The 16,178-nt window shown below is 66.5% G+C and carries 14 protein-coding genes and 1 tRNA gene; 7 read left to right on the top strand and 8 right to left on the bottom strand.

Going from position 1 to position 16,178, the window contains the following annotated elements; translation table 11 throughout:
- Positions 1-16: 16 nt before the first annotated feature.
- From DES47_RS19405 to prfB, 6 genes are all read right to left on the bottom strand, one after another.
- The gene (locus DES47_RS19405) at positions 17-721 is read right to left on the bottom strand and encodes a hypothetical protein (RefSeq protein ID WP_133702399.1); all 705 of its coding nucleotides are present in this window, start codon (positions 719-721) and stop codon (positions 17-19) included.
- 20 nt (positions 722-741) lie between these two features.
- Complete coding sequence (locus DES47_RS19400) at positions 742-1,866, bottom strand: SGNH/GDSL hydrolase family protein (protein WP_133702398.1); 1,125 nt, start codon at positions 1,864-1,866, stop codon at positions 742-744.
- Positions 1,867-2,095: 229 nt separating this feature from the next.
- Positions 2,096-2,171 (bottom strand) — tRNA-Thr (locus DES47_RS19395).
- A gap of 15 nt (positions 2,172-2,186) precedes the next feature.
- Positions 2,187-3,221 (bottom strand): class 1 fructose-bisphosphatase, encoded by a 1,035-nt coding sequence (locus DES47_RS19390; RefSeq protein WP_133702397.1) that lies wholly within the window; start codon positions 3,219-3,221, stop codon positions 2,187-2,189.
- A complete protein-coding gene (gene pepN, locus DES47_RS19385) occupies positions 3,218-5,902 on the bottom strand; it encodes an aminopeptidase N (protein WP_133702396.1) in 2,685 nt (894 codons plus the stop codon). The genes DES47_RS19390 and pepN overlap by 4 nt, the downstream gene beginning before the upstream one ends.
- A gap of 94 nt (positions 5,903-5,996) precedes the next feature.
- A protein-coding gene (gene prfB, locus DES47_RS19380; protein ID WP_133702395.1) for a peptide chain release factor 2 occupies positions 5,997-7,101 on the bottom strand; the annotation gives its coding sequence in 2 pieces (ribosomal slippage) (positions 5,997-7,019 and positions 7,021-7,101; 1,104 coding nt in all).
- A gap of 226 nt (positions 7,102-7,327) precedes the next feature.
- Here prfB and DES47_RS19375 point away from each other — a divergent pair.
- From DES47_RS19375 to DES47_RS19350, 6 genes are all read left to right on the top strand, one after another.
- Positions 7,328-7,624: a hypothetical protein gene (locus DES47_RS19375; protein WP_133702394.1), complete on the top strand. Its 297-nt coding sequence runs from the start codon at positions 7,328-7,330 to the stop codon at positions 7,622-7,624.
- Positions 7,615-8,196 (top strand): tetratricopeptide repeat protein, encoded by a 582-nt coding sequence (locus tag DES47_RS19370; RefSeq protein WP_133702393.1) that lies wholly within the window; start codon positions 7,615-7,617, stop codon positions 8,194-8,196. Before DES47_RS19375 ends, DES47_RS19370 begins: the two co-directional genes overlap by 10 nt.
- A gap of 104 nt (positions 8,197-8,300) precedes the next feature.
- Positions 8,301-8,558: a DUF4212 domain-containing protein gene (locus DES47_RS19365; protein WP_133702392.1), complete on the top strand. Its 258-nt coding sequence runs from the start codon at positions 8,301-8,303 to the stop codon at positions 8,556-8,558.
- A gap of 1 nt (position 8,559) precedes the next feature.
- Positions 8,560-10,683, top strand: coding sequence for a sodium:solute symporter family protein (locus tag DES47_RS19360; RefSeq protein ID WP_133702391.1), 2,124 nt, complete (start codon positions 8,560-8,562; stop codon positions 10,681-10,683).
- Positions 10,684-10,817: 134 nt separating this feature from the next.
- Positions 10,818-12,734: a DUF294 nucleotidyltransferase-like domain-containing protein gene (locus DES47_RS19355; RefSeq protein WP_133702390.1), complete on the top strand. Its 1,917-nt coding sequence runs from the start codon at positions 10,818-10,820 to the stop codon at positions 12,732-12,734.
- Positions 12,731-13,387 carry a 3'-5' exonuclease gene (locus DES47_RS19350; RefSeq protein ID WP_133702389.1) on the top strand — a complete coding sequence of 219 codons (657 nt, stop codon included), beginning with the start codon at positions 12,731-12,733 and terminating at the stop codon, positions 13,385-13,387. Before DES47_RS19355 ends, DES47_RS19350 begins: the two co-directional genes overlap by 4 nt.
- A gap of 38 nt (positions 13,388-13,425) precedes the next feature.
- Here DES47_RS19350 and DES47_RS19345 read toward each other — a convergent pair whose 3' ends face one another.
- On the bottom strand, positions 13,426-14,364 hold the full coding sequence (locus tag DES47_RS19345) for an alpha/beta fold hydrolase (protein WP_133702388.1): 939 nt from the start codon (positions 14,362-14,364) through the stop codon (positions 13,426-13,428).
- 59 nt (positions 14,365-14,423) lie between these two features.
- On the opposite strand from DES47_RS19345, the gene DES47_RS19340 reads away from it, so the two are divergent.
- Positions 14,424-14,921, top strand: a complete 498-nt coding sequence (locus DES47_RS19340; RefSeq protein WP_133702387.1) for a GNAT family N-acetyltransferase — start codon at positions 14,424-14,426, stop codon at positions 14,919-14,921.
- On the opposite strand, the gene DES47_RS19335 is transcribed toward DES47_RS19340, so the two are convergent.
- Complete coding sequence (locus tag DES47_RS19335; RefSeq protein ID WP_133702386.1) at positions 14,922-16,043, bottom strand: HD-GYP domain-containing protein; 1,122 nt, start codon at positions 16,041-16,043, stop codon at positions 14,922-14,924. It abuts the gene before it with no gap.
- Positions 16,044-16,178 lie beyond the last annotated feature (135 nt).

Below are 16,178 nucleotides of genomic sequence, written 5' to 3'. Positions count from 1 at the left end.
AGTAGTGCGGTGATGCTCAGCTCCCGGGGCTCTCTACCGGGGCCGGGACCACGATGCGGCGGATCGGCAGACCCTGGGGCGCGAGTTCCGGTGGTACCACGCGGTCCTTGGGCATCGCGATCGGCTGGCGCGCCGCGTCGAACAGCTGGTGGTCCGGCGCGAACATCAGGATGGGCTCGATGCGCTGGCCATCGTCGGTGGCCTGGTAGTGGCGCACATAGCCTGGGGGCAGCGGGAAGTCCTCGGGCACCGCCAGGCCGATCAGCGGCGGGCGCGTGCCCGGCGGCGAGAAGGCGCCGAGGCCGGTATGGACGCCGGCCTGATGCAGCCGGGTAATCACTTCGGCCATCGTCGGTCGCTCGCCTTCGTTGACATAGTCGGCCAGGTCAGGCGTCTGGTCGCCGGCAGGGTCTCGCAGGCGCGGTATGCGCAGCGGTGCTGCGGGCGCCGGGCCGAGCGCCGTGGCTGCCGGACGCATCGCTTGGGCGGACTCCGCGCCGCTCCGCGCAATCGCTGCGGTGGGGCCCGATGGGCCGCTGGCAGCGATCGATATGGTGGCGGAGTTGACGTGCGCAGATGGTGCCGCGGATTGCCACCACCAGACCAGGCCGCCGGCGACCAGAGCCAGGGCAACCGCAAGCAGGCCCAGCGACGGACCCCAGGTCAACGGTTCGTCGGCCGGATCGGGAGCGGTCCGGTCGGATCGACGAGGCTTGCCCATCGGACATGCCCCGCCGCGACTCAGGGCGTCGCCGGGTTGGACGTCGACACCGCCCAGCCCATGCGCTCATGGCCGTACTGGTTCCAGATCGGGTTCTTGCCGCCCGTGATCGTCGGGTAGCGCGGTGCTCCGGAGCCGGTGGTGCCGCCGAACAGCCCGGCATTGACGGTGCCGCCGGTGTAGGTCGGGTGCGTGTTGTCAGACTGGATGTAGTCGTAGCTGGCACTGGCCGACACGAAGTGCGTGTTGGCATCGCGCAGCGTCGATCTCAAGGTCGAGGTGAGCCGGGTCAGGTAGCTGGCCTCGCTTTCGCCGGCAACGTAGCGCAGCGCGTCGGAGTCGATCAACCCGTCGCCATTGCTGTCGTAGTCGGCGCCCATGTACTGGGCAAAGCTGTCCGCGCACTGGAAGCCCTTGAGCCGCGCGTGCTCGCACATCCAGTAGTTCATCGTCGCGAGCTTGGGCAGGAACAGGGTCTGCAGGTTCACCGTCGCGCCGGTGGTCGCGTCCTTGCACGAGCTCTGCACATTGTCGGCCGCGTAGCCCGGATAGTGCAGGTTGGAGATCACCTTGAGCTTGGTGCCCGCATAGGCGTTGGCATTGATGAAGTCCATGGCCGCCGCGACATAGGCCTTGCAATTGCTGACGGCGGTGTCCATGCCGGCGTAGTTGCAGGTGCCGGTCTGGCTCTTGAAGGCCGAGCGGGCCTGCAGGCCGTCGTTGCCGCACATCTCGAAGGTGACCACGCGGGTCGAGGCGGCCTGCATATAGGACTTCTCGGCCACGATCTTGTTGTTGTAGATGTCGGAGGCCACCGCCCCGGACTTGGCGCGACGCACGCTCTCGATGTCGGCGTTCCACTTCGCCGACAGGTACTCCGCGTCCACCGTGGGGGCGGCGTACTTGGCGGCATTGAAGACCGAACCGTTGTAGCCGGCGTAGATCGAGTCGCCATAGGCCACGATGCGGTACTTGGTCGAGGTGCCGGCCCGGTCTATGGTCCAGGAAACGTTCTGGGTCAGCGTGTTGGCCGTCGCCTCGGCGCCCAGGCCCAGCAGGGCCAGGGTGGGCAGCAGCACGCGCAGGGCCGCCTGGAACCGGGAGCGTAGCGTCGGCCTGCCGGCCTGTTGAGCACTTGTCCTCATCTGTATCTCCTTGAACCGTTGAAGCCGGAAGGAACAGAGCGCCCGAGGCCCGCAAGGGATGAAGCGCCAAGACTAAGTTCAACAGCCTATCATCGAGCACGGGGGGTGATTTGCGGGTAATCCCTCAATTGCGGCGCAGCAATTAGGGGCGCCGGAGCGGGGCCGAAACCCGTGAATCAGGAGGCAGAAACAACAAAGCCCAGCGCTTGAGGCTGGGCCAGGTGTTTGATGGTGCCGGAGAAAGGAGTCGAACCCTCGACCTTCTCATTACGAATGAGCTGCTCTACCAACTGAGCTACACCGGCACGCTAAGCCCGCAATTATAGCGTCTTTTCGGCGCCGGCTTCCAGGTGGTAGGCGGTGATGCGCTCGACCTCGTGCTTGGAGCCCAGCATCACGGCCACGCGCTCGTGCAGCTTGGTCGGTTGCAGCTCCATGATGCGGGTCTGGCCGTTGGTGGCGGCGCCGCCGGCCTGCTCGATCAGGAAGGCCATCGGATTGGCTTCGTACATCAGGCGCAGCTTGCCGGCCTTCTCGGGCTCGCGCTGGTCCCAGGGGTACATGAAGACGCCGCCCCGTGTGAGGATGCGGTGCACATCGGCCACCATGCTGGCGATCCAGCGCATATTGAAGTCCTTGCCCCGCACCCCGGTCTTGCCGGCCAGGCATTCGTCGATATAGCGCTTCATCGGCGGCGCCCAGTGCCGCATATTGCTCATATTGATCGCGAACTCCTTGGTGTCGGCGGGCACCTGCACCTCGTCGGCCGTCAGCACCCAGGAACCTTGCTCGCGGTCCAGCGTGAACATGGCCACGCCGGCGCCCACGGTCAGCACCAGGGTGGTCTGCGGGCCATAGACGCAGTAGCCGGCGGCGGCCTGGGCCGTGCCCGGCTGGAGGAAGTCGTCTTCGCTGACGCCCTTGCTGTCCCCGGGCTTCTTCAGCACCGAGAAGATCGTGCCGATGCTGACGTTCACATCGATGTTCGACGAACCATCGAGCGGGTCGAACATCAGCAGGTACTCGCCCTGTGGGAAGCGGTTGGGTACGACATAGATGCCTTCCATCTCCTCCGAGGCCATGGCCGCTAGGTGGCCGCCCCATTCATTGGCCTCGATCAGTACCTCGTTGGCGATGATGTCCAGCTTCTTCTGGATTTCGCCCTGCACGTTCTCGCTGCCGGCGGTGCCCAGCACCTCGCCCAGGGCGCCCTTGTTGACGCTGATGGCAATGCTCTTGCAGGCGCGGGCCACGACCTCGATCAGGAGGCGCAGCTGTGAGGGGATCAGGCCATGGTTGCGCTGCTGCTCGACCAGATACTGGGTCAGGCTGACCCGTTTGCTACCGACACTCATGCTGCATGCTCCACATTCAGGGCGCGATCGATGACCTCGCGCACGTCGCTGGACAGATCCGGCTTGGCCGCCACCCGGGCCAGGGCTTCGTGGGCCGCGCTGCGATAGGGCTCGGCCAGCTTGGTCCAGCGGTCCATCACGCGGGCCAGACGGCCGGCGACCTGCGGGTTGATGGCGTCCAGTTCGAGCACGCGGTCGGCCCAGAACACATAGCCGGCGGCGTCCGTGCGGTGGAAGGCGGCCGGGTTGAACAGGCACAGCGAGAAGATCAGGCTGCGCGCGCGGTTCGGGTTCTTCAGCGAGAAGTCCGGGTGCTGCATCAGCTGCTTGACGCGGGCAAAGACCTGGCCGTCGAGCTCGGGCGCACGGCCCTGCAGCGCGAACCACTTGTCTATCACCAGCGGTTCATGCTTGAACAGCGCGTGGAAGCGTTCCAGCGCCGGCTGGGCCAGGCCGGCGCGGGCGAACACCAGGGCCGTCAGCGCGCCCATGCGCTCGGTCATATTGCCGGCGTCCTTGAAGCGCTGATAGGCGCGGCCGGGCCAGATGTCGTTGCCGGTCTGCACCGCATCCAGCACCAGCATCTGCAGGGCCAGATTGGCCAGCGCACGCTTGCCGGAGGAGACCGGGTCGGCGGAATAGCCTCCCGCCACCTGATTGGCCTCGAAAGCGGCCTGCCAGTCGTCGCGCAGCGCCCGTGCCAGCTGCAGCTGCATGGTGCCCACGGCGGCATGGATGCGCTGCGGGTCGATCACGTCCAGCTGCTCGGCGATGTAGCCCTCGCTGGGCAGGGTCAGCGCCAGCGCCTTGAAGGCGGAGTCGAGCTGATCGCTGCGCAGCACGGCGCGCATGCCATCGATATAGGCGGTGTCGAGGGTCAGTTCTTCACCCGAGCGCACCACGGGCAGCAGGCGGTTCAGCGCCAGGCGCTGGCTGGCCTCCCAGCGGTTGAAGGCGTCGGTATCAAACTTGAGCAGCACCAGCAGCTCGGCGTCGGTCAGGCCGTCGTCCAGCACCACCGGGGCCGAGAACTGGCGCAGCAGCGAGGCCACCGGCGCTTCGTCGAGACCGACGAAGGTGAAGCTCTGCTCGGCCTTGTCCAGCACCAGCACGCGTTCGGTGCCGGCTGCCGCGTCTTCGCCCTGCAGCTGCAGCGGCAGGGCGGCACCGGCGTGGCTCAGCAGGCCCATGCGGACAGGGATCACCTGGGACAGCTTGTCGTCCTGCCCCGGTGTGGGCGGATTGGCCTGGGCCAGATCCAGGGTCCAGGTGCGGGCGGAGGCATCGAAGCGGCCACGGGCCTGCACGCGCGGCGTGCCGGCCTGCGAGTACCAGCGCTTGAAGGCGTCCAGGCGGGTGGAGAGCTCGCTGCCCGGGTTGGCATCGTTGATCGCCGCCGCGAAATCGTCACAGGTCACCGCCTGGCCGTCATGGCGCTCGAAGTACAGCGTCATGCCCTTCTCGAAGCCCTCGCGGCCGACCAGGGTCTGGTACATGCGCACCACTTCAGCACCCTTCTCGTAAATCGTCGGGGTGTAGAAGTTGTTGATCTCGACATAGCTGTCGGGGCGCACCGCATGGGCCATCGCGCCCGAGTCCTCCGGGAACTGCATGGCGCGCAGATTGCGCACGTCCTCGATGCGCTTGACGGCGCGGGCCGACGGCGCGGCCGCCATGTCCATGCTGAACTCCTGATCGCGGAACACGGTCAGGCCTTCCTTCAGGCTCAGCTGGAACCAGTCGCGGCAGGTCACGCGGTTGCCGGTCCAGTTGTGGAAGTACTCGTGCGCAACGATGGCCTCGATGCGGTTGAAGTCGGCATCGGTGGCGGTGGCGGGCGATACCAGCAGGGCCGAGGTGTTGAAGATGTTCAGGCCCTTGTTCTCCATCGCGCCCATATTGAAGTCGGACACGCCGACGATCATGAAGCGCTCCAGGTCCAGGGGCAGCTTGAAGCGGGCCTCGTCCCAGGCGATGGAGGCGATCAGCGAGTTCATCGCATGCTCGGTCTTCTCCAGGTCGCCGCGGCGCACATAGACCTGCAGCAGATGGTCCTTGCCCGAGCGGGTGGTGATGCGCTGCTCGCGCGCCACCAGGTCGCCGGCCACCAGCGCGAACAGATAGCTGGGCTTGGGGAAGGGGTCGTGCCATTTGGCGAAATGGCGACCGTTGTCCAGTGCGCCCTGCTCCAGCAGATTGCCGTTGGACAGCAGCACCGGGTACCTGGCCTTGTCGGCGCGCAGCAGCACCGAATAGACGGCCATCACATCCGGGCGGTCCAGGAAATAGGTGATGCGCCGAAAGCCCTCGGCCTCGCACTGGGTGAAGAAGCCGCCACCGGAGGTGTAGAGACCGCTCAGCGCGGTGTTCTTCTCGGGCGCGCAGGTGTTGCGTATCTCCAGCGCGAAGTCGGCGTCGGGCGCGTTGTCTATCACCAGCTCGTCGCCCTCCTGCCGGAAGGACACGCTCTCGCCGTTGATCAACACGCGCAGCAGGGTCAGCTCCTCGCCATGCAGGCGCAGCGGGCCGTGGGCGACGGCGCTGTTGCGCTCGATCTGCATCTTGCTGGTGACCAGGGTCTTGGCCGGCTCCAGATCGAAGCACAGATCAACGGTGCGAATCCAGTAGACGGGCGCGCAATAGTCTTCGCGGTGGATGAGGGGGGCAGTGCCTTCACGCATGTCGGGCTCTCTCGTGTTCGTCGCCCGGATGGAATCCGGGGCTGTCGGTCGGTTTGGCTCCCGGAAAAGCATCCGGGCTACGCGGATCGCTGGCTTAAACGCCTTGCTGCAGGCTGGCGGTGATGAAGGGGTCGAGGTCGCCGTCCAGCACCTTCTGCGTCGCCGAGGTTTCGTAGTTGGTGCGCAGGTCCTTGATACGGCTCTGGTCCAGCACATAGCTGCGGATCTGATGGCCCCAGCCGACATCGGTCTTGGTGTCTTCCAGCTTCTGCTGCTCTTCCATGCGCTTGCGCATCTCGAAGTCATAGAGGCGCGAGCGCAGGCGCTTCCAGGCCACGTCGCGATTGCCGTGCTGGCTGCGGCCGTCCTGGCACTGCACGACGATGCCGGTCGGGATGTGCGTGAGGCGCACCGCCGAGTCGGTCTTGTTGATGTGCTGGCCGCCGGCGCCCGAGGCGCGGAAGGTGTCGGTGCGTACATCGGCCGGGTTGATGTCGATCTCGATCGAGTCGTCGACCTCCGGATAGACGAACAGCGAGGCAAAGCTGGTGTGGCGGCCGCCCGATGAGTCGAACGGGCTCTTGCGCACCAGGCGGTGCACGCCGGTCTCGGTGCGCAGCAGGCCGAAGGCATATTCGCCCTCGACCTTGATCGTGGCGCTCTTGATGCCGGCCACGTCGCCGTCGGTCTGGTCTTCCAGCGTGGCCTTGAAGCCCTTGCGCTCGCAATACTTCAGGTACTGGCGCAGCAGCATGCCGGCCCAGTCGCAGGCCTCGGTGCCACCGGCGCCGGCCTGGATGTCGATGAAGCAGTTGCTCGGATCGGCCGGGTTGTTGAACATGCGGCGGAACTCGAGCTGCTCGACGATTCCGTTCAGCGTGGCCACCTCGGCCTCGATCGCCGCCAGGCCGTCCATATCGTCATCGGCCTTGCTCATCTCGAACAACTCGAGGTTGTCGCTGAGATTGCTTTCCAGATGGTTGATCGTCTCGACGACGTTTTCCAGCGTCTTCTTTTCCTTGCCCAGCTCCTGTGCGCGCTTGGGCTCGTTCCAGACGGTGGGGTTTTCGAGGGCGGCGTTGACCTCGTTCAGGCGCAGTGCTTTGCGGTCGTAGTCAAAGATACCCCCTTAGCGCGGCGGTCCGCGCTGTCAGGTCGGTCAGGGTGCTGCCGATGGTGTTGATGCGTTCGATGTCCATGATGTTCTTTGGTTGGGGCGCGACCTTGGTTGGCCGCTACCGGTCCTGCAAGCCCGCTATTTTCTCATGGACGGCCCGGCCGCGGGCCAAGCGCCAGGCTCGGCCGTCCGCACCCACTGATTCGAGGGTTATCGATAGTGGGGCTGGCCCAGGGAGGGGGTGGTTTGTCAGAATACTGTAAGCGCGCTGGAAGCACAGTGCGGTCAGCGAACAAAAGGCACTTCAGATGCTCCTGCTGACTTCCTCCCTGAAGCTGATCGCCGAGATTGCCCTGCTGGCCATGGTCGGGCAGTGGTTGCTGGGCTTGCTGGCCGGCCAGAAGCGCGAGGGAAACTTCTTCTACAAGCTGTTGCAGGTGCTGACCCAGCCCTTTGTGAAGCTGACGCGGCTGATCAGCCCGCGCGTCGTGCTCGACCGCCACATCCCGCTCGCCGCCTTCCTGCTGATGCTCAGCCTGTGGCTGGTGGTGACGGTGGTCAAGATCAATGTCTGCCTGCAACTGGGAGTGGCGCAATGTCGCTGACTCGGCGTTCCGTCTGGCACTACCGTCTGCTCAAGCTTCGGGCTATCGGCGCCCTGGTGTTGGGACAGCGCCTGCGTGCGGAGCAGATCTACGACGAGATGCTGGCCCGGTGGCCGACGGATGGCTACGCACTGGCCAGCCGTGCCCATCTGCGCTCGCAGCGCGATGCGCGGACCGAGGCCATCACCGACTTGCAGGCGCTGGTGGCCGTGGCGCCGCAGCGCAGTGCCGGCGACTGGTTCAATCTGGCCTTCCTGCTGGAAGCCGAGTCGCGACTGGATGAGGCCGAGGCGGCCTTCCGCCGCGCGCTGGCCCTGGACGTCAAGCTCGACCGCGCCTGGTATGGCCTGGGCCTGTGCCTGATACGTCTGCAACGCTTTGACGACGCCATCGCGGCGCTGAAGCGCAGCACCGAACTGCAACCCATGAGTCCCTACGGCTGGTACCAGCTGGCCCGGGTTCACATGGACCGTCAAGAACCCGACGAGACGCGGCGCATCATCGCCCACCTCAAGGGTTTCGAGCCCAAGGTCGCCGCTCAGCTTGAGCGCGAGACCGGACTGCTCGCGTAAGACAGACGCTCCCACGCAGTCTGCGCGCTGTTGGCGCAGGGGGTCGTCATCGGTGCCCGGCGCTCGGACCCCTAGCCGGCTTCACAACAAAGGAGACGACAGCGATGCAGTTGACCGAAAGACACCACCAGTACTGGCAGAAGAACCTGCGACTCACAGGCGTTCTGCTGGCGATCTGGTTCGTAGTGACCTTCGTCGTGGGCTTTTATGCCCGCGAATTGAACTTCACCTTTTTTGGCTGGCCGTTCAGCTTCTGGGTCGCATCCCAGGGCGCGCTGATCGTCTATTGCCTGATCATCTGGTACTACGCGAGGACGATGAATCGCCTGGACCAGGAACACGGCGTGGCCGAGGAGGAATGACATGGCAGGCGCAATTCCCACCAGCGGCGGCGTGATCAGCACGGCCGCCAATTCCGCATTCAAGAAGCAGCTCAACAAGGTCTACACCTGGTACACGGGCGGCTTCCTGGCCTTCATCGTGATCCTGGCGATTCTGGAGCAAATGGGGCTGCCGCGGCAGTACATCGGGTTCATCTTCCTGATCGCCACCGTGCTGCTCTATGCCGGCATCGGCTTCATGAGCCGCACCTCGGACGCCAGCGAGTACTACGTCGCCGGCCGTCGCGTGCCGGCCATGTACAACGGCATGGCCACCGGCGCCGACTGGATGTCGGCCGCCTCCTTCATCGGCATGGCGGGTACCCTGTACCTGACGGGCTATGGCGGCCTGGCCTTCATCATGGGCTGGACCGGTGGCTACTGCCTGGTAGCGCTGTTCCTGGCGCCCTATCTGCGCAAGTTCGGCCAGTTCACGATTCCCGACTTCCTTGGTGCGCGCTATGAGGGCAATCTGCCGCGCGTCCTGGGCGTGATCGCCGCCATCCTCTGCTCCTTCACCTATGTGGTGGCGCAGATCTATGGCGTGGGCCTGATCACCGCGCGGCTGTCGGGTCTGGCCTTCGAGGTCGGGGTCTTCGTCGGTCTGGCAGGCATCCTGGTCTGCTCCTTCCTGGGCGGCATGCGGGCGGTGACCTGGACCCAGGTGGCCCAGTACATCATCCTGATCATTGCCTATATGGTGCCGGTGGTCTGGCTGTCGGTGAAGCAGACCAGCTTCCCGGTGCCCCAGGCCATCTACGGCTACCAACTGGAGAAGGTGACCGAGGCCGAGAAGAAGATCAAGGCCGACCCGAAAGAGCAGGAGGTCATCAATATCTTCAAGGCCCGCGCTGCCGAGTTCGACGCCAAGCTGAAGGACGTGCCGGCCGCCCTGGCGGCCGACAAGGCCAAGGCCGAGGCCAAGGTGGCGGAGTTGACCGCCGCCAACGCACCTGCGGCCGATCAGGATGCGGCCAAGAAGGCGCTGGCCGCGCTTCCCAAGGACGAGGCTGAGGCGAAGAAGGCCTGGGCCGCGGCCAAGGCGGCCAACGAAGGCCGTGCCAAGCCGCTGGCCGGCATGCCCACGCATGCCCAGCAGTTTGCCGGCGACCCGAACGGCGACGAAAAGGCCAAGAAGACCTACGACGAATCGCGTCGCAACTTCCTGGCCCTGGTGTTCTGCCTGATGGTGGGTACGGCCGCGCTGCCGCACATCCTGATGCGCTACTACACCACGCCCTCGGTGAAGGAGGCACGTGAGTCGGTGACCTGGAGCCTGTTCTTCATCTTCCTGCTCTATTTCACCGCGCCGGCCCTGGCGGTGCTGGTCAAGTACGAGGTCTTCACCGTGCTGGTGGGCACCCCGTTCGACCAGTTGCCGGCCTGGATCACCAACTGGGCCAGAGTGGATCCGGCCCTGCTGGCGGTGGCCGATGTCAACAAGGACGGCATCTTCCAGCTTGGCGAGATGCGCATCGGTGGCGACATCATCGTGCTGGCCACGCCGGAGATCGGCGGCCTGCCCTACGTGATCTCGGGCATGGTTGCGGCCGGTGGTCTGGCCGCGGCGCTGTCCACCGCGGACGGCCTGCTGCTGACCATCGCCAATGCGCTGTCGCATGATGTGTACTACAAGATGATCGACCCGAACGCCTCGACCGCACGCCGCGTCACCATCTCCAAGGTGCTGCTGCTGGTGGTGGCTTTGGCGGCCGCCTACGTGGCCTCGCAGAAGCCGGCCGACATCCTGTTCCTCGTCTCCGCTGCGTTCTCGTTTGCGGCCGCGGCCTTCTTCCCGGCCCTGGTGCTGGGGGTGTTCTGGAAGCGGGCCAACAAGTGGGGCGCCTCGCTGGGCATTGCCTCGGGTCTGGGCATCACCTTCTACTACATGGTGACGACCCAACCCTGGCTGCGCGGCATCTTCGGCGTGACCTCCCCGATCGAGCTCTGGTGGGGCATTCTGCCGATCTCGGCCGGCCTGTTCGGCGTGCCGCTGGGCTTTGCGGTGATCATCATCGTCAGCCTGCTCACGCCTGCGCCGAGCAAGGACACCCAGGAGCTGGTGGAGCATGTGCGCTACCCCGACCTGAACCTGGGCAAGGCCTGAGTGCTTGATGGCGCCGGGCAATCCCCGGCGCCCCATCCGAACCCCGCAGCGATGCGGGGTTTTTTCTTGTCCGCCATCAATGGCGCCAGGCTTAGTCGGGCTAAGCTGTTGCGCGATCGGACTCGGGAGTGTCGATGTTGCCTGCCGCCCCTGCCGCCCCTGCCTCCACGGGCACACCGTCGCACAGCCTGCTGCAGCAGATGCGCGGCGAATTGATGCGCCAGCCGCCGTTCTCGCTGATGGGCATAGCCGACGTCGACACCTTCGTCACGGCGGCGACGCAGGCCTACTTCGCCCCGGGCGAAGAGGTGCTGGGTCCGCAGCAGGGCCAGGTGCAGCAGCTCTACTACCTGCGCCAGGGCCATGTCAGTGGGCGTCACGGCCTGGCCGAGACGGCCGGTGGCTTCCAGTTCGATGTGGGCGATATGTTCCCGGTCGGCGCGCTGCTGGGCGGCCGTGCGGTCACTGCCACCTACACCGCGTCGGAGGACGTGTTCTGCCTGCTCGTGCCCCTTGCCACCGTGCAGGCGCTGGCGGCCCGCAGCCCGCCATTTGCCGACCACCTGAACCGCCGTGTGGCGCAGTTGCTGGAGCTGTCGCGGCGTGCGCTGCAATCTGCCTACGCCTCGCAGTCGCTGGCCGAGCAGTCGATGGAGACCTCGCTGGGCGCCCTGGCGCGCAAGCAGCCGCTGGGCGTGCCCCCGCTGACGCTTCTGAGCGAGGCGCTGGCGCTGATGCATGAACGCCGCGTGGGCTCGGTGCTGGCGGTTGACGAGGCGCAGCGGCCGCTGGGCATTCTCACTCGCCACGATCTGCTGAGCCGCGTCGTGCTGCCGCGCTTGAGCCTGAGCGCAACCATCGCCGAGGTGATGACGGCGCCGGTGCATTGCCTGGATGTGGCCGCCACCGCCCAGGACGCGATGCTGCTGATGTCGCGCTATGGTCTGCGCCATGTGCCCGTGGTCGAGCAGGGGCGCCTGGTCAATGTGGTGTCCGAGCGCGATCTGTTTGCGATGCAGCGTCTGTCGGTGAAGCAGGTCAGTGGCGCCATCCGCTCTGCGGCCGATTTGCCGGCGCTGCGCGCCATGGCGCTTGACATTCGGCGTTTGGCGCGCAGTCTGTTGGGCCAGGGCGTGGCTGCCCGCCAGCTCAGCGAGCTGATCAGCCACCTGAATGACCTGGTGGCGCGGCGCGCGCTGGACCTCGTGGCGCCACGCCACGGGGTGGATCTGGGCCGGGCCTGCTGGCTGGCCTTTGGCTCGGAGGGGCGCAGCGAGCAGACCATTGCGACTGATCAGGACAACGGCCTGATTTTCGACAGCGATGCCCCCGACCGTGATCGCCCGCAGTGGCTGGCCTTCGGGCGCGAGGTCAACGAGGTGCTCGACGCCTGCGGCTATCCGCTGTGCAAGGGCGGCATCATGGCCGGCAACCCGGCCTGCTGCCTCAACGTAGCCGAGTGGTGCACCCGTTTCAATGAGTGGCTGGAGCATGGCGCGCCGGAGGATCTGCTGCATGCCAGCATCTTTTTCGACCTGCGGCCGCTGGTCGGAAACACCGCACTGGCCGAGCCGCTGCAGCAGCTGGTGCTGACCCACGCGCCGCGCCTGCCCCGCTTCATGAAGCAGATGGCCGACAACGCGCTGCGCCAGCGCGCGCCGCTGAGCTGGCTGGGCGGCGTCGAGACGACGGTCGATGACGGGCACGAATGGCTGGACCTGAAGCTGCAGGGCACGGCCCTGTTCGTTGACGTCGCGCGGCTGTATGCCCTGGCCCATGGCGTGCCCCAGGTCGGCACGCGCGCGCGGCTGGAGGCCATGGGCCGCGCGCTGCAGGTGCCGGCCCATGAGCATGAGGCCTGGGTTGCTGCCTTCGAATTCCTGCAGTGGTTGCGCCTGCGGTTGCAGATGGAGGCCGCGGGGGCGGACCCCGATCAACCCAACCGGCTGGACCTGGCCACTCTCAATGACATCGACCGGCGCATGCTCAAGGAAAGCCTCAGGGTGGCGCGGCGCCTGCAGCAGCGCCTTGAGCTGGACTATCAGCGATGAGTGGCGTCGGTGCGCTGCGGCGTTGGCTGGGCGCCCCGGCCCCGGTGGCCGCGACCCGCTGGGTGGTGATCGATGTCGAGTCCAGCGGCCTGGACATCGAGCATGACCATCTGCTGGCCATCGGCGCCGTGGCCTTGCAGCTGCGGGGCGATGCGCCGCCGCGCATCGCCCTTGGCGACAGCTTCGAGCTGGTGTTGCGTCACGAGGCGGAGCGTGCCGACAAGCCCAACATCCTGCTGCATGGCATCGGCGTCGGTGCGCAGCGTCAGGGCATGGATCCTGTGCAGGCCCTGCTGGTCTTCGAGCAGTGGCTGGGCGACGCGCCGCTGGTCGCCTTTCACAGTGCCTTTGACGAGGGCATGATCGGCCGCGCCATGCGTCAGCACCTGGGCCGCAAGCCAGGCAACCGCTGGGTCGATCTGGCGGCGGTTGCGCCGGTGCTGCTACCCCGCGTGCGAGCCCATTCGCTGGATGAATGGATGGCCCATTTCGGTATCGTCTGCGCCACGCGCCACCAGGCGGTGTCCGACGCGCTGGCGACCGCCGAGTTGCTGCTCAAGCTGTGGCCGGCCCTGCGCGCTCAAAGCCGGGATTGCAGCTTCAGGGCCTTGCAGGGAGTGGCCGCACAGCGCCGCTGGTTGCAGCCTTCGTAGCCCGGATGCCAATCCGGGGCCCCGGATTGGCATCCGGGCTACGAATCCAGAAAACCTTCGATCGCGGCCGCCAACGCCTGCGGCTGGTCGTGGTGCAGCATATGGCCACAATCGGCCAGGTTGGCTTTGCTCAGCTTGGGCACCAGGGCGATGCGGGCCTCGAAGTCGGCGCGGGGATAGCTGTCGCCCCAGAAGCGGGCCACATCGGTGTCGGCGCCCTCGACCCACAGCGTCGGCGCCTGTATCAGCTTCCAGCCTTCCAGGATCTCGTCCTTGCGGTACAGCATCGGATTGGTGCGCTTGTGCGCCGGGTCGCCCTGGATATGCCATTGGCCGTCCTCGGCCAGGCGCGACCAGTGGGGCGCCAGCCAGGCCGCCTTGTCCTCGGCCAGGCGCGGGTTGTTGCTGCGCAGGCGCTCGGCCACCGCGGCCAGGTTGTCATAGGTCTTCAGGCGCTGCGGCGTCTTCAGGTCGTCCAGCCACTGGGCCAGGCGGCGTGGCGCGTGGTGGGGGCGGGTCTCGGGCAGGCCGAAGCCCTCCAGATTGATCAGCCGGCGGATGCGGGCAAAGCGCACCGCGGCAAAGCTCATCACCACATTGCCGCCCATGCTGTGGCCTGCCAGGTCGATCACCCTGTCCGGGCCCAGGCCCAGTTCGGGGCTGTCGAGCAGGGCGTCGAGGTCGCCCAGATAGTCCGGGAACCAGTAGCTGTCGGTCGCCGGGCCCTCGGTGCGGCCATAGCCGCGCCAGTCGGGGGCGATCACGAGCCGATCCTGCTTCAGCGCATCGACGACGAACTGGAAGGACGCGCCCACATCCATCCAGCCGTGCACCATCACCAGCGGCGGCCGCTCGGGCGTGACCATCGAGGCCTCGCCCCAGACATGGCAGTGGTAGCGGTGCCCGCGAACGGGCACGAACACGCTGTGCGCGTGGCGCTTGGGGGCGTAGTTGGGGATGTTGGCGGGAGATTGCATCGCCGAATGTTAGGCCAGACCGGGCGGGTGCGGTGTCCGCGCGGTGACAGAATCGGCCCATGAACCCATCTGATACCGCCTACATCCTGCGCCCGGCCACCCCGGCCGACCTGTCTGCCATCGTCGGCATGATCGGCGAGCTGGCCGAGTTTGAAAGCCTCAGCCACCTGATGCAGGTCACGCCCGAGACCCTGGCCCCCCACCTGTTCGGCGACAAGCCGGTGGCCGAGGCGCTGGTGGCCGAGGCGCCCGGCGTCGGCCCGGTGGCCTTCGCGCTGTACTTCATCAACTTCAGCACCTTCCTGGCCAAGCCCGGCCTGTACCTGGAAGACCTGTACGTCAATCCCGCCCATCGCGGCGCCGGCCTGGGCCAGGCCCTGCTCAGGCGACTGGCGCAGACCGCCGTCGAGCGCGGCTACGGCCGCTTCGAATGGAGCGTGCTGGACTGGAATGCCAATGCCATCCAGCTGTACCAGAAGATGGGTGCCACGGTGATGCCGGACTGGCGCATCTGCCGGGTCACCGGCGAGGCGCTGCAGCAGCTCGGCACGGGCTGATCAATTGGCCGCCAGCGCGGCGAGCTTCTCCGGTGAAACGCGCACCCGCAGCGTGCGCTCATCGACGACGCCGGTCACGCCATGGCCGGCCGTGGCGCAGTTGCGCCGCACCGGCTCCATCATCGCGTCACCCTCTCTGTTGGTCAGCGCCGCGACGACGGGCGTATTGGCGCCGGCCCCGCGCTTGATGACGATGCCCACCTCGCCGCTGGCCAGCCTGACGAAGCAGCCCGGCGGATAGACACCGAACTCCTTGATGATGGCTGCCGTCATAGGGTGGCCCTGGTCGCGCATGAACAGGTCGCGGGCGGCCTGGTGGGCGGGCACAGGGTTGCGGTTGATGCGCGGGCTCAGCTTGGCGGTGAACACATCAGTGCGGGCCACCAGGGCGGCCAGCTCCTGGAGCTTGCAGAGCTTGCCCGGGTAGCCGCTGCCGTCCTCGTTTTCGTGGTGTTGGCCAACGGCGGTCAGCCACTCATCGTCGCCGATGCCGGCCTCGCGCAGCATCTCGACGCTGCGCTGCGGGTGTTCGTCGATGGCCTTGCGCTGATTGGCGGTCAGCGGCGAAACCTGCATCGCCAGCCGCGCCTGCATCTCGACGATGGAGATGTTCATCGTCAAGGCGGCCTTGAATGCGGTCTGCACGCGGGGCAGGGTCCAGCCCAGGCGCCGCCCGGCCAGATAGGTGGCGATGGCCGAGTGGATGGCGTGCTGCACGCCGTAGTGGGTCTTGCCTGCCGCCTGCTGGCGCACTACCTGGAAGATGGCCAGGTCGGGGTCATGCTCGATCAGCGCCAGCACCGGCTTGGCCGCGGCGTCCAGCGCATCGCAGAAGTCCTTTTGCACATTGGCACGCAGCGTCTTGCCGACCCGCTCCATGCTCTGGCTCCACAGGCCCGGCAGGTCCTCGGGGCGAGCGCTGTTCAGCTCGTTGCGGAAGCTGTGCAGCTCTTCCGAATCCACCAGGGCGCCGCGCTCGAACAGCGCATCCATCTGTTCCTCGCTGCTGATCACCTTGCCCCGGGCCAGCAGCAGCGTGTGGTCGTTGTTGCGGATATTGAATGGCAGCGGAACACCCAGCTTGATGCGGTGCTTGACTGTGGCGAGCGGAGCGAATTGCATGTGAGTCGTCCTCGGGTGATGTCGGGCGGGGTGTTGCCGTTCATGACGAGGAGACTGCTTATTCGCCTCGTGTGAGGCGTTTTCGTGCGAATAGCGCCTGATTGAAGCCCGGGTTTTCCAGGGCCGGCACGGCGC

It is taken from the genome of Roseateles toxinivorans, assembly GCF_004362525.1.
Lineage (GTDB): Bacteria > Pseudomonadota > Gammaproteobacteria > Burkholderiales > Burkholderiaceae_C > Paucibacter > Paucibacter toxinivorans.
The sequence above is the reverse complement of the archived record's forward strand: the minus strand, read 5'-3'. Positions and strand labels throughout refer to the sequence as shown.

What these genes read in the sequence shown, in the direction of transcription:
- DES47_RS19405 (WP_133702399.1), bottom strand. Translation starts at nt 721, where the DNA reads ATGGGCAAGCCTCGTCGATCCGACCGGACCGCTCCCGATCCGGCCGAC.
- DES47_RS19400 (WP_133702398.1), bottom strand. Translation starts at nt 1,866, where the DNA reads ATGAGGACAAGTGCTCAACAGGCCGGCAGGCCGACGCTACGCTCCCGG.
- DES47_RS19390 (WP_133702397.1), bottom strand. Translation starts at nt 3,221, where the DNA reads ATGAGTGTCGGTAGCAAACGGGTCAGCCTGACCCAGTATCTGGTCGAG.
- pepN (WP_133702396.1), bottom strand. Translation starts at nt 5,902, where the DNA reads ATGCGTGAAGGCACTGCCCCCCTCATCCACCGCGAAGACTATTGCGCG.
- DES47_RS19375 (WP_133702394.1), top strand. Translation starts at nt 7,328, where the DNA reads ATGCTCCTGCTGACTTCCTCCCTGAAGCTGATCGCCGAGATTGCCCTG.
- DES47_RS19370 (WP_133702393.1), top strand. Translation starts at nt 7,615, where the DNA reads ATGTCGCTGACTCGGCGTTCCGTCTGGCACTACCGTCTGCTCAAGCTT.
- DES47_RS19365 (WP_133702392.1), top strand. Translation starts at nt 8,301, where the DNA reads ATGCAGTTGACCGAAAGACACCACCAGTACTGGCAGAAGAACCTGCGA.
- DES47_RS19360 (WP_133702391.1), top strand. Translation starts at nt 8,560, where the DNA reads ATGGCAGGCGCAATTCCCACCAGCGGCGGCGTGATCAGCACGGCCGCC.
- DES47_RS19355 (WP_133702390.1), top strand. Translation starts at nt 10,818, where the DNA reads ATGTTGCCTGCCGCCCCTGCCGCCCCTGCCTCCACGGGCACACCGTCG.
- DES47_RS19350 (WP_133702389.1), top strand. Translation starts at nt 12,731, where the DNA reads ATGAGTGGCGTCGGTGCGCTGCGGCGTTGGCTGGGCGCCCCGGCCCCG.
- DES47_RS19345 (WP_133702388.1), bottom strand. Translation starts at nt 14,364, where the DNA reads ATGCAATCTCCCGCCAACATCCCCAACTACGCCCCCAAGCGCCACGCG.
- DES47_RS19340 (WP_133702387.1), top strand. Translation starts at nt 14,424, where the DNA reads ATGAACCCATCTGATACCGCCTACATCCTGCGCCCGGCCACCCCGGCC.
- DES47_RS19335 (WP_133702386.1), bottom strand. Translation starts at nt 16,043, where the DNA reads ATGCAATTCGCTCCGCTCGCCACAGTCAAGCACCGCATCAAGCTGGGT.